Source organism: Rhizobium sp. 10N414, assembly GCF_056394785.1.
The window spans coordinates 112,887-125,614 of the sequence record NZ_JBFTIN010000015.1 but is presented as its reverse complement, the minus strand read 5'-3'; the positions used below and the strand labels follow the sequence as shown (position 1 = coordinate 125,614).

Here is a 12,728-nt window from a genome sequence, read left to right as displayed (position 1 = left end):
GAACAGGTCGCCGAGCTTCTTCAGCTGTGCCGTCTGCTCCGGATAGCGGTCAAACACCGTGACGATCCGGTTCTTCGTCATCGTGCGCAGCCGCACGTAAAACATCCGCTCACGCAGCGCGACGCGCAGCTCTCGGGCTCGTTCGCCAGGTGCCCAGGCTTCCGGCACCAGGTCGGCTCGAAGCAGATGCGCCAGCACCGTCGCATCGATCTTGTCGGTCTTGATCTTGGCGTCGGCAATCGCCTTGACCTTCAACGGATGGGCGAGGACGACATCATCACAAATGTCGTCGAGCCAGTCGTAGATCACCATCCAGTTGCGGGTCGCCTCGACAACCGCATGCGAGTTCTGACGGTAGCGTTCGAGAAACCCGCCAAGCGACTGGCGGTCGTTCTTCACGCGGCCGGAGCGCAGCGTCTTGCCACCGCTGTCCTGGACCACCAGGTGGTTGTAGGATTTGTGATAGTCGACGCCGATATGGTAATCATAAGAGGCAGTCATGCTTCCAACTCCCTTGTTGAGATCCGCAAAACCCCAACAGGATAAGCCGAAAGGCCGGAAGTGTGACTGTCCCTCAATCATTCGCAGTGATCCGTTCTCTCCGGAGGCGACCTCTTTCATGTCACCTCCCTTGGAGGGGCGCATTAGATCCGAACAAGGTGGTGCAAGGCTTGTCAGAGCACTCCCGCCTTCTTGCTTTCGGCCAGTACCAGGTCATAAAGCAGCCGTGCGCTCGGGGGCAGCGCACGTTCCTTGACCGTTATCAGGCTGTAGGGCCTGACGTTGATCTCGAAATCGATCGGCAACACCCGCACATCCGAAGCCTTCGACCGATGGGTCGCCAGGAACTGCGCCACATCGAGCGCGATCGGCGCGATCGCATCCGTCTGGCAAACCGTCGCACAGGTGAGCAGCAGCGAAGAGGTGTTGACGATATTTTCCGGGAGCAGCACGCCGCGAGAAAGGAAGAGGTCCTCGATCGTCCGGCGCAGGAGCGTTCCCGCTGGTTGGAAAACCCAATCATATTGTGGAAGGTCCTCGAGGGAGGCGACCTTCTTTTTCAAGAGCGGATGGCCGCCCCGCACGATCAAACAGGCCTTCTCCACGCCGATTTCCTGGACCTGGAAGAGGCGCGGGTTGAGATCATCGGGAATGCGGCTGATGATGAAGTCATGCTGGGCGGCGAGCAACTCGCGGGCAAGCACGTTGCTCGTTTCAACCTGTATGGTGACCTCTATGCCGGGTAGGGCGCTTCTAACGCGCTTTATCGCCGGCACGACCAGGCTCATGGCTGGGGCAGTGACGGCGCCGATAAAGACGGTACCTCCCTTGCCCGTTTTCAGTTCGGCGATTTCCCGGCCCGCCTCGCGCAGCTCGAGCATGATCTTGCGCGCGCGTCTGGCGAGCGCCTGTCCGAAGGTCGTCAGCACGACGCCGCGTGCCACGCGTTCGTAAAGTGGCGTCTTAACGATCGATTCCATTTCCGACAGGATTCGCGAGGCTGCCGGCTGTGAAATGTTCAGCGCTTCGGCCGCCGCGGAAATCTGCCCGCTATCTTCGATTGCGACGATCATTCGCAGATGATTCAGCTTGAGACCCAATCGCAAAAAGGCGTCATCGGCAAAGATATCCGTATGAATGTCGACGTGACCATGCGTCTGCGGGTCCGAAATGATCGCCATGGTTGCGGCCTCCCATCCGCGTTCCATTAAAAGTAATACTTTTTAACGATATACCAAAATTGTTATGCACTTTACCAGTTATTCTATTTGACAGTTATGGGATTCCATACCAGTTTGCCGCCGTGTGCTGGTTGGCATTCAACACGTGAGAGCGTGGAGGAGACCTACTTCGTTTCTCACCATCTGAAGTAATTATCCAAGACGGAACCTGCCACAGTTTCGGGGCGGGCGATTTTTCGCACGCGCGTTTATTAACTAAGGGAGAGAGAGATATGAAATCCATTATCTCGTTGATGGCAGCGGCGGCCTTTGGCGTCGCTTCGTTCGTTATGCCGGCTATGGCAGCCGACAAGGGCACTGTCGGCATTGCGATGCCCACGAAGTCGTCCGCTCGCTGGATCGACGACGGCAACAACATCGTCAAGCAGCTCCAGGACGCTGGCTATGCCACCGACCTGCAGTACGCTGACGACGACATTCCGAACCAGCTGTCTCAGATTGAGAACATGGTCACGAAGGGCGTTAAGGTTCTCGTCATCGCCGCTATCGACGGCACGACGCTTTCCGACGTTCTCCAGAAGGCTCACGACGCAGGCATCAAGGTCATCGCTTATGACCGTCTGATCCGCGACTCGGGCAACGTCGACTATTACGCAACGTTCGACAACTTCAAGGTTGGCGTTCTGCAGGCAACCTCCATCGTTGACGCCCTCGGCCTCAAGGATGGCAAGGGCCCGTTCAACATCGAGCTCTTCGGCGGTTCGCCGGACGACAACAATGCCTTCTTCTTCTATGACGGCGCAATGTCTGTTCTGCAGCCTTACATCGACAGCGGCAAGCTGGTCGTAAAGTCCGGCCAGACCGGCATGGACAAGGTTGGCACGCTGCGTTGGGACCCGGCAACGGCCCAGGCTCGTATGGACAACCTGCTCTCGGCTAACTACACCGACGCGAAGGTCAATGCAGTTCTGTCGCCTTACGACGGTCTGTCCATCGGCATCATCTCGTCGCTGAAGGGCGTTGGTTACGGTTCCGGCGATCAGCCGCTCCCGGTCGTTTCCGGCCAGGACGCTGAAGTTCCGTCGGTCAAGTCGATCATCGCTGGCGAGCAGCACTCCACGATCTTCAAGGACACCCGTGACCTCGCAAAGGTTACCGTCGGCATGGTCAACGCTCTGATGGAAGGCAAGGAGCCTGAAGTCAACGACACCAAGACCTACGACAACGGCGTCAAGGTCGTTCCGTCCTACCTGCTGACCCCGGTCGCAGTTGACAAGACCAACTACGAGAAGATCCTCGTAGAAGGCGGTTACTACAAGGCTGACCAGCTGAAGTAATAATTGTACCAAGTTGGCCGGAACCCGCTGCTTGCGGGTTCCGGTCTTCAATTTTATGATCGCCGCGTCCCTTTGGCTGCTGGCGTTGGATTATGACCATGGACAACACAATCCTCGAAATGCGGAACATCACCAAGACGTTCCCAGGCGTAAAGGCGCTTGAGAATGTGAACCTCAAGGTTCGACAGGGTGAGATCCACGCATTGGTGGGTGAAAATGGGGCCGGCAAGTCGACCCTTATGAAAGTTCTCTCCGGCGTCTACCCAGCCGGAACCTACGATGGCGATATTGTCTACGAAGGCGACGTCCGTCATTTCAAGGCGCTCAAGGATTCCGAAGAAATCGGCATCGTCATCATTCACCAGGAACTGGCACTGGTGCCGCTCCTGTCGATCGCCGAAAACATCTTCCTCGGCAACGAAGTTGCTCAGAATGGCATCATTAAGTGGCAAGAAGCCTTTAAGCGTACGAAAGAGCTGCTGAGCAAGGTTGGCCTCAAGGAGTCGCCGGAAACGCTCGTCACCGACATCGGCGTTGGCAAGCAGCAGCTGGTCGAAATCGCCAAGGCGCTGTCTAAGAGCGTGAAGCTGCTGATCCTCGATGAGCCGACGGCGTCACTCAACGAAAAGGATTCCGATGCACTGCTGGACCTCCTGATCGAGTTCCGCAACCAGGGCCTGACGTCGATCATCATCACGCACAAGCTCAACGAAGTTCGCAAGGTCGCTGACCAGATCACGGTTCTGCGCGACGGCATGACCGTCAAGTCGCTCGACTGTCAGACCGAAGAGATCAGCGAAGACATCATCATCAAGAACATGGTGGGCCGCGAACTCGCCGATCGTTATCCGCCGCGCTCCGTGCCGATCGGCGAAACGATCCTCGAGGTGAAGAATTGGAACGCTTTCCACCAGCATCACCGTGACCGCCAGGTTCTGCACGACATCAACGTCACCGTCCGCAAGGGCGAAGTGGTTGGCATCGCGGGCCTGATGGGCGCCGGCCGTACCGAATTCGCAATGAGCCTGTTCGGCAAATCCTATGGACACAAGATCCATGGTGACGTGTCGATGCACGGCAAGCCGGTCGATGTCAGCACCGTTCGCAAGGCCATCGACGCGGGTCTTGCCTATGTGACCGAAGACCGCAAGCATCTTGGTCTCGTACTCGGCGAGAACATCGTTCACAACACGACGCTCGCCAATCTGGCCGGGGTCTCGAAAGCCACGGTCATCGACACCATCAAGGAATCGAAGATCGCATCGGAATACCGCTCGAAGCTGCGCATCCGTAGCTCCAGCATCTTCCAGGAAACGGTCAATCTCTCCGGCGGCAACCAGCAAAAGGTTGTGCTGTCGAAGTGGCTGTTCTCCGACCCCGACGTCCTGATCCTGGACGAACCCACCCGCGGTATCGATGTCGGTGCAAAATACGAAATCTATACTATCATCAACCAGCTCGCAGCCGATGGTAAGGGTGTTCTGATGATCTCATCGGAAATGCCGGAACTGCTTGGTACGTGCGACCGCATCTACGTCATGAATGAAGGACGTATCGTTGCGGAACTGCCAAAGGGAGAGGCGAGCCAAGAAACCATCATGCGCGCTATCATGCGCTCAGGGGAGAAGAAACAATGACTCCGGTCAACCCTTCAGCCACCGAGGAAAGCAACGTCGTTTCCGTTGCGGATTATATCCGCGCCAACATTCGCGAATACGGCATGCTTATCGCGCTCGTCGCGATCATGGTGTTCTTCCAGTTCTACACGGGCGGCATTCTATTCAAGCCGGTCAACCTAACGAACCTCGTTCTGCAGAACTCGTTCATCGTCATCATGGCGCTCGGCATGCTGCTCGTCATCGTGGCCGGCCACATTGACCTTTCGGTCGGATCCATCGTTGCCTTCGTCGGCGCGGTGGCGGCTATCATGACCGTCAACTGGCAGATGAACTTCGTACTTGCGGGCATTCTCTGCCTGGTCATCGGTGGCGCCATCGGTGCTGCGCAAGGCTACTGGATCGCGTATCACCGCATTCCGGCCTTCATCGTCACGCTCGCCGGCATGCTCGTCTTCCGCGGCCTGACGCTGTTCGTTCTGGGCGGCAAGAACATCGGCCCGTTCCCGAAGGACTTCCAGGTTATCTCGACGGGCTTCCTGCCAGGCGAAATGATCGATATCGCCGGAATTCCGCTGCATTCCACGTCGCTGGTGCTGACCGTGCTGGGAACTGTCGTGCTCTTCTATCTCGCCTGGCGTCGCCGCAAGGTCAACGAGAGCCATGGCATCGATGTCGAGCCTTATGGCTTCTTCATCGCCCAAAACGTAATCATCTCGTTGGCGATCCTGTTCCTTGGCTTCCAGCTTTCCACCTACAAGGGCCTGCCGAACGTTCTCGTCGTCATGCTCGTGCTGATCGCGGCCTACACCTTCGTGACGCGCCGTACCACGATCGGTCGCCGCATCTACGCAATGGGCGGCAACGAGAAGGCAACCAAGCTGTCCGGTATCAACACCGAGCGCCTGAGCTTCTACACCTTCGTCAACATGGGTGTCCTGGCTGGTCTCGCCGGCATGATCATCGCGGCTCGCCTGAATTCGGCGACCCCGAAGGCAGGCGTTGGCTTCGAGCTTGACGTTATCGCGGCCTGCTTCATCGGCGGAGCTTCGGCATCCGGCGGCGTTGGCAAGATTACCGGTGCCGTCATCGGCGCGTTCATCATGGGCGTCATGAACAACGGCATGTCGATCGTCGGTCTCGGCATCGACTTCCAGCAGATGGTCAAGGGACTGGTGCTTCTCGCCGCCGTCTTCTTCGATGTCTATAACAAGAACAAGGGCTAAGCGCTCCGGCGCTGCCCAAGCATTCGCAGTCATGTGAACTTGCCAATCCGGCTCATTCTGGGAGCCGGATTGGCGAAGCATTTTCCGCGTTATCGAAAAAAGGATGAAGACCGTGCTGATTTCGCAGATCAAGGGTTCGAACGGAGAGATCATTGTCGCCGTGCGCGAGCCGGGCGGTACCGCGAAGGCCGTCAAGAACGCAGGCAGCGTCTATGCGCTGGCCATGGAAGCCGCAAACGGCGGCAAGTCGCTGTTGCAGGTGATTGAAGCACACGGCCTCGGCGATGCAGTCGACCTCGAAAAGGCTTATGCCGAAGGCAAGTTTCTGCCGCCGATGACGCATCCCGACGCTGCGCACCTGCATCTGACGGGCACGGGGCTGACGCATCTGGGCTCGGCTGCAACGCGCGATTCCATGCACAAGAAGACCTCCGAGGCGGCTGAAGAAACCCTCACCGACTCGATGAAGATGTTCAAGATGGGTCTCGAGAACGGCAAGCCGAAGGCCGGCGAGAAGGGCGTTCAGCCCGAGTGGTTCTACAAGGGCAACGGCTACGGTTCGGCTGCTCCGGGCGCGCCGCTCGTTTCTCCCTCCTTCGCGCTCGATGGCGGCGAAGAGCCTGAAATGGCGGGGATCTACGTCGTTGCGGAAGACGGCACACCCTTCCGCATCGGCTTTGCGCTGTCGAACGAGTTTTCCGACCACGTGACCGAGCGGATCAACTATCTCTACCTCGCGCACTCCAAGCTGCGCCCGGCAAGCTTTGGCCCGGAAATCCGCATTGGCGTTGCGCCTGAGGATATCCGCGGCACCTCGCGCATCAAGCGCGGCGACAAGGTGATCTTCGAAAAGCCGTTCCTGTCGGGCGAAGCGAACATGTCGCACACGTTCGCCAACCTCGAATACCATCACTTCAAGTACGGCCTGTTTCGTGTGCCCGGCGACGTCCACGTCCACATGTTCGGCACCGCGACGCTCTCCTTCGCGGAAGGCATCAAGGCTGAAGAGGGTGACGTCTTCGAAATCGAAGTCGCCGAATTCGGCTTACCGCTGCGCAACCCTCTGAAGATTGCTGCCGAAGAAGAGATTGCCGTCAAGCAGCTCTGATTTCGCAAGGCCCGGCCGCTTCGGCGGCCGGACCGTTTTTAATGGAACGGTGAAGGAGGCCCAGTCGGCCCATGACCATTTATAAGAACCTCATTGCCGGCGAATGGGTCGGCACGGACGCGACGAAGAACATCAATCCGTCGGATACCAACGAGGTCGTTGGCCTCTATGCGGATGGTTCGGCCGAAGACACGAAGAATGCGATCGCCGCCGCCAAGGCTGCTTTCCCGGCTTGGTCGCGTTCCGGCATCTGGGAGCGTCATGTCATCCTGAAGACGGCCGGCGACGAGATCATGGCTCGCAAGGACGAGCTCGGCGCTCTGCTGGCCCGCGAAGAAGGCAAGACGCTTCCCGAGGCAATCGGCGAGACCATTCGTGCATCGCAGATCTTTGAATTCTTTGCCGGCGAAGCGCTGCGTCTTGCAGGCGAGGTCATCCCGTCTGTTCGCCCGAATATTGGCGTCGAGATCACCCGTGACCCGCTCGGCGTCATCGGTATCATCACGCCCTGGAACTTCCCGATCGCGATCCCCGCCTGGAAGATCGCGCCGGCGCTCTGCTACGGCAATACCATCGTCTTCAAGCCGGCCGAACTCGTCCCGGGCTGCTCGTGGGCGATCGTCGACATCCTGCACCGTGCCGGCCTGCCAAAGGGCGTGCTGAACCTCGTCATGGGCAGGGGTTCGGTTGTCGGCCAGGCCATGCTCGACAGTCCTGATGTTACGGGCATCACCTTTACCGGTTCCACCGGTACCGGCCGCCGCGTCGCTAGCGCCTCGATCGAGCATAACCGCAAGTTCCAGCTGGAAATGGGTGGCAAGAACCCGATGGTCGTTCTCGACGATGCCGACCTTGGCGTCGCCGTCGAAGCAGCCGCCAATTCCGGTTTCTTCTCCACCGGCCAGCGTTGCACGGCGTCTTCTCGCCTGATCGTTACCGAAGGCATCCACGACAAGTTCGTCGCGGCGCTAAGGGAAAAGCTGCAGACGCTTGTTGTCGACAATGCGTTGAAATCGGGCACGCACATCGGCCCCGTGGTCGATGAAAAGCAGCTGAAGACCGACACCGACTATATCGAGATCGGCAAGAAGGAGGGCGCCAAGCTCGCCTTCGGCGGCGAACTCGTCACCCGCGAAACGCCCGGCTTCTACCTGCAGCCGACGCTGTTCACGGAGGCCACGAACCAGATGCGCATTTCGCGCGAGGAAATCTTCGGACCGGTTGTCTCGGTCATCCGCGTCAAGGACTACGAAGAAGCGCTGGCAACCGCCAACGACACGCCATTCGGCCTGTCTGCCGGTATCGCCACGACGAGCCTCAAGCACGCGACGCATTTCAAGCGAAACTCCGAAGCGGGCATGGTGATGGTCAACCTGCCGACCGCAGGCGTGGATTTCCACGTTCCGTTCGGTGGCCGCAAGGGATCGTCCTACGGTCCGCGCGAGCAGGGCAAATACGCGGCCGAGTTTTACACGAGCGTCAAGACGGCCTATACGCTGGCCTAACGATGGCCCAAAACGATCCGAGCCGCTATGCGGCGGCTCGGACAACGGTATCTCGATATGAGTTCTTCGGAAGCCAGCCCTTCAGCTCTGGCTCTGGCTTTGCATCTGCCCCCGATCTTCAACCTTGACCACGACAGAGAGCTTTTCCCCCGGCGTGCCGATGCGCATGCCTGAAACGGGAGCCGCATCGCGGTAGCAGAGGCCGGAGGCGACACGCACATAGCGTGCGTCGGGGCAGATATTGTTGGCCGGATCGAAGCCGACCCAACCGAGGCCCGGGAGGTGCGCTTCGCCCCAGGCGTGGGTCGCCGACTGCTCGATCTTCTCTTCCATCATCAGGTAGCCGGAAACGTAGCGGGCCGGCACGCCGAGGCTGCGTGCGGCGGCGACAAAAATATGGGCATGGTCCTGGCAGACGCCGCTCTTCTTCTCAAGCGCTTGCTCAGCCGTGGTCTCCGTGTCGCTGGTCCCAGGCAAGTAGGTCACGGTCTCATGTATGCCGGACATCAGCGCGTGCATGCGAGCAAGCTCGTTCTCGCCGCTCACACCCTTGGTGAGTTCCTTGATCAGCTTTCCGGACTTCGTCCTCGGCGTTTCACGCAGGAAAAGCCAGAGCGGGCAGAAGCCGCTATGGGGGCCGAGTACCCCATTTCGATCTTCCGTTTCGACCTCGCCTTCGGCCACGATGCGTGTCGCCCGCTGCTCGCCTTCCAGCGAGACGAGGTTGACGTGGTTGCCAAACTGATCGTCGTATTCGACTTCGGGCCTAGCGCCCTCAACCTGCAGCGACCAGTTGATGACTGACTGTCCGGGAACGGAGAGCGGCGTCAGCCGCAACCGCTGCAGCGAGAAGGCCGCCGGTTCTTCGTAGTGATATTCGGTGACGTGGCTTATCTTAAGCTTCATCTCATGCCCGCCTATGCATAGAACCGGTAACCATCGGAAATTTCCATGCCGAGCTGGTTGTTGCGTGTGACGAAATCTTCCAGAAATTCATGCAGGCCCTGATCCATGATCTCCTTGATGGCACGTGTCTGGAGTGTCTTGCGGATGGAATCGGCCGTATCATGCGCCGGCAGCCGCTCACCGTAATCCTTGGCGAGATAGCCGAGTTCGCTGACGATCTTCTCGTAGCAATAGGCGAGCGAACGCGGCATCTGGCCGTTCAGGATCAGGAAGTCGGCGATATTCATCGACCGATATTCGCCGTCATACGCCCAGCTGTAGGAGCGGTGGGCGGAGACGGAACGCAGGATCGATTCCCACTGGATGTTGTCGATCGACGTGCCGACGGCCGAGACCGAGGGCAGGAGCACATAATACTTCACGTCGAGAATACGGCTCGTATTGTCCGCGCGCTCGATGAAGGTTCCGATGCGGGCGAAATTGTAGAGTTCGTTTCTGAGCATCGAGCCGTGGAAGGCACCGCGGATCAGCCCGGCGCGATGCTTGATGGCATCGATTGCCTCCGGCATCTCCGCGGCCTTCAGCCGCTTCGAAAGTAGCGATTTTAGCTCGATCCAGAACTCATTGGTCGCTTCCCAGGTCTCGCGGGTCAGGGCGGTGCGCACCATGCGGGCGTTGTTTCGCCCGTAGTCGACGCAGGACATGACGCTTGAGGGATTGGAGCGGTCTCGCAGCAGGTAGTCGATCGCGTCGGCGCTCGTCAGCTTGCTGTGCCCCTCGTCAAAGGTCTCGCGCACGCCGGCGCTTTGCAGGACGCCGTCCCAGTCGTCGTCGCCGGTTCCGCTTCGGGTCAGCGACATGCGCAGGCCGGCATCGATGAGGCGCGCTATGTTTTCTGCGCGTTCGATGTAACGGAACATCCAGTAGAGTCCGTTTGCAGTTCTGCCGAGCATCAGTCCTCCAATACCCAGGTATCTTTTGTGCCGCCGCCCTGGCTGGAATTGACCACCAGCGAACCCTCTTTCAGGGCCACGCGCGTCAATCCGCCGGGAATGATCTGCACCTTGTCGGAGACGAGAACATATGGCCGCAAGTCCACGTGACGTGGCGCAATGCCTTTGTTGACGAGGATCGGCACGGTCGACAGCGAAAGTGTTGGCTGCGCGATGTAGTTGGCGGGCTTCGCCTTCAACTTCTCGGCAAAATCGGCGCGCTCCTTCTTGGTCGCCGTCGGGCCGACCAGCATGCCGTAGCCGCCGGAGCCGTGTACCTCCTTGACCACGAGTTCCTCGAGGTGCTCGAGCACGTATTTGAGGCTCTGCGGCTCGGAACAGCGCCAGGTCGGCACGTTTTCGAGGATCGGCTTGCGTCCGGTATAGAATTCGACGATCTCGGGCATGTAGGAATAGATCGCCTTGTCGTCCGATATGCCGGTGCCCGGCGCATTGGCGATGGTGATATTGCCGGAACGATAGACATCCATGATGCCGGGGATGCCGAGTGCTGAATCCGGCCGGAAGGTGAGGGGATCGAGGAAGTCGTCGTCGACGCGGCGGTAGAGCACGTCGATCGCCTCATAGCCGCGGGTCGTGCGCATCTTCACCTTGCTGTCGATGACGCGGAGGTCCGAGCCTTCGACAAGCTCGACGCCCATCGTGTCAGCCAGGAACGAGTGCTCGTAATAAGCCGAGTTGTAGATGCCGGGTGTCAGGACCGCAACGCGTGGCTTGCCCTTGCAGCCTGGAGGCGCGAGCGATGCCAGGCTCTGGCGCAGCAGATAGGGATAGTCTTCGACCGGCCGGACCTTGTTGGCATGAAACAGGTCCGGAAACATCTGCATCATCGTTTCGCGGTTTTCCAGCATGTAGCTGACACCGGAGGGTGTGCGGGCGTTGTCCTCCAGCACGTAGAACTCGTCCTCGCCGGTGCGCACGATATCAGTGCCGACGATGTGCGTGTAGACGCCGCCGGGCGGCCGGAAGCCGATCATCTCGGGCAGGAAGGCGTCATTCCTCTCGATCAGTTCGCGCGGTATGCGACCGGCGCGGATGATTTCCTGCTTGTGGTAGATGTCATCGAGAAAAGCGTTGAGGGCGATTACCCGCTGCTCGATACCCTGTGCGAGCTTGCGCCATTCGCGACCTGAGATGATGCGGGGGATGATGTCGAAGGGAATGAGCTTTTCGGAAGAGTCTGCGTGTCCGTAGACCGCGAAGGTAATGCCGGTCTTGCGGAAGATGTTCTCCGCGTCCCGGGATTTTGCAATCAGATGCGCTCGATCTTGGTTACTGTACCACTCAAAGTATTTTTCATATGGCTGTCGCGGACTTTCGCCCCCGGTGATCATTTCATCAAATGCCAAAGGTGTGGCTCCCCTTTTTTGTTCATTTGAATACAACGCAAATGGCAATGCAAGAACCATGCACAGTTTGAACGCGAGATTCGTGAATCCTTCTCGAAGGCCAAAACAGACGAAAAACTGGGCATTTATCGATAGCTGGCGTCGACACGCCCGCCGTCAATCCTCAGCGTCCGCTCAAAATGTGAGCAGATGAACATTTTCGAGCCGAAAACCGATTCAATTTCGGGCTGAGCGCCGGGTATACGGTTGCGCGAGCATCAGGGAAACTTCAGGTAAGCATCAATGCTTCAGATACGACCGAGCTGCAGCGGGCTTAGATCGCCTCGCCTGAAAACGCGATCAGGTTTCCGTCGGGGTCCTGCACGATGAAGCTGCGTGCGCCCCATGGCTCGGTGCGCAGGGGCTGGTGGAACGATGCGCCGGCGGCCTGATACTCCAGGAACAGCCGCTTCGGATCGTCGGCCGTTAACGTTGCGGAGAGGGCGTCGACTTCTCGCGCTCTGAAGCCAGCGTCGAAGACCGGCCCGCCGACCTTTCGCAGGTTCAGGCGCGCGCCGTCGCGAAACACCTGGGCATAAAATGGCGGCTCTCCGTACTGGAACGCCACTTCAAAACCCAGTTTCCGAACATAGAACTGGCACGAGGCAATGATATCGGAGACGAAGAGTTGCGGCTCCGCGGAGAGGACGAGCGGACGTCTACTGTCCGACGCTTTCGATTTCGTCATGGTTTCGATCCCTTTGACCAGCGCCGGCCAATCCGTAAAGCCATGCTTTCGGGCAACAAGCTCCTGAGCATCGCTGAGCTTGAAGTCGGCGTCCAATATTTCTCGATCGCTTTGATCTCGATATCTGGGCAGGATCCACCTGATCTGCGCCGCAACCGGATAGTACCGTTCGCGATGCCATCGCAGGTATGTCTTGGCTTGTTTTCTGAGGTTTTCGATATTTGGCATGGGCGCGGCTTACGTTTGACTTTGTCGTACG

The 12,728-nt window shown here is 58.8% G+C and carries 11 protein-coding genes; 5 read left to right on the top strand and 6 right to left on the bottom strand.

Going from position 1 to position 12,728, the window contains the following annotated elements:
• Together AC1DE4_RS16020 and AC1DE4_RS16015 are read right to left on the bottom strand one after the other, a co-directional pair.
• Positions 1–501, bottom strand: a 501-nt coding sequence (locus AC1DE4_RS16020; RefSeq protein WP_477882025.1) for an IS110 family transposase, incomplete at its 3' end; no start/stop codon positions are given.
• 173 nt (positions 502–674) lie between these two features.
• Positions 675–1,682, bottom strand: a complete 1,008-nt coding sequence (locus tag AC1DE4_RS16015) for a LysR family transcriptional regulator (RefSeq protein ID WP_018857499.1) — start codon at positions 1,680–1,682, stop codon at positions 675–677.
• Between the two features lie 272 nt (positions 1,683–1,954).
• Here AC1DE4_RS16015 and chvE point away from each other — a divergent pair, with 272 nt between their 5' ends.
• The 5 genes from chvE to AC1DE4_RS15990 all read left to right on the top strand — a co-directional run bounded on the left by chvE (position 1,955) and on the right by AC1DE4_RS15990 (position 8,474).
• On the top strand, positions 1,955–3,019 hold the full coding sequence (chvE, locus tag AC1DE4_RS16010; RefSeq protein ID WP_025660467.1) for a multiple monosaccharide ABC transporter substrate-binding protein: 1,065 nt from the start codon (positions 1,955–1,957) through the stop codon (positions 3,017–3,019).
• 98 nt (positions 3,020–3,117) lie between these two features.
• Positions 3,118–4,656 (top strand): multiple monosaccharide ABC transporter ATP-binding protein, encoded by a 1,539-nt coding sequence (gene mmsA / locus AC1DE4_RS16005; RefSeq protein ID WP_025660466.1) that lies wholly within the window; start codon positions 3,118–3,120, stop codon positions 4,654–4,656.
• Complete coding sequence (gene mmsB / locus AC1DE4_RS16000) at positions 4,653–5,861, top strand: multiple monosaccharide ABC transporter permease (RefSeq protein WP_025660465.1); 1,209 nt, start codon at positions 4,653–4,655, stop codon at positions 5,859–5,861. The genes mmsA and mmsB overlap by 4 nt, the downstream gene beginning before the upstream one ends.
• Before the next feature lie 112 nt (positions 5,862–5,973).
• Complete coding sequence (gene araD1 / locus AC1DE4_RS15995; protein WP_026371821.1) at positions 5,974–6,969, top strand: AraD1 family protein; 996 nt, start codon at positions 5,974–5,976, stop codon at positions 6,967–6,969.
• Between the two features lie 71 nt (positions 6,970–7,040).
• Positions 7,041–8,474: an aldehyde dehydrogenase family protein gene (locus AC1DE4_RS15990; protein ID WP_169684371.1), complete on the top strand. Its 1,434-nt coding sequence runs from the start codon at positions 7,041–7,043 to the stop codon at positions 8,472–8,474.
• 81 nt (positions 8,475–8,555) lie between these two features.
• Here AC1DE4_RS15990 and AC1DE4_RS15985 read toward each other — a convergent pair whose 3' ends face one another.
• From AC1DE4_RS15985 to AC1DE4_RS15970, 4 genes are all read right to left on the bottom strand, one after another.
• Positions 8,556–9,380 (bottom strand): transglutaminase family protein, encoded by an 825-nt coding sequence (locus AC1DE4_RS15985; protein WP_025660462.1) that lies wholly within the window; start codon positions 9,378–9,380, stop codon positions 8,556–8,558.
• 11 nt (positions 9,381–9,391) lie between these two features.
• The gene (locus AC1DE4_RS15980) at positions 9,392–10,333 is read right to left on the bottom strand and encodes an alpha-E domain-containing protein (protein WP_018857506.1); all 942 of its coding nucleotides are present in this window, start codon (positions 10,331–10,333) and stop codon (positions 9,392–9,394) included.
• On the bottom strand, positions 10,333–11,742 hold the full coding sequence (locus AC1DE4_RS15975; RefSeq protein WP_477882022.1) for a circularly permuted type 2 ATP-grasp protein: 1,410 nt from the start codon (positions 11,740–11,742) through the stop codon (positions 10,333–10,335). Before AC1DE4_RS15975 ends, AC1DE4_RS15980 begins: the two co-directional genes overlap by 1 nt.
• 313 nt (positions 11,743–12,055) lie before the next feature.
• A complete protein-coding gene (locus AC1DE4_RS15970; RefSeq protein WP_025660459.1) occupies positions 12,056–12,697 on the bottom strand; it encodes a bleomycin resistance protein in 642 nt (213 codons plus the stop codon).
• Positions 12,698–12,728: the final 31 nt, after the last annotated feature.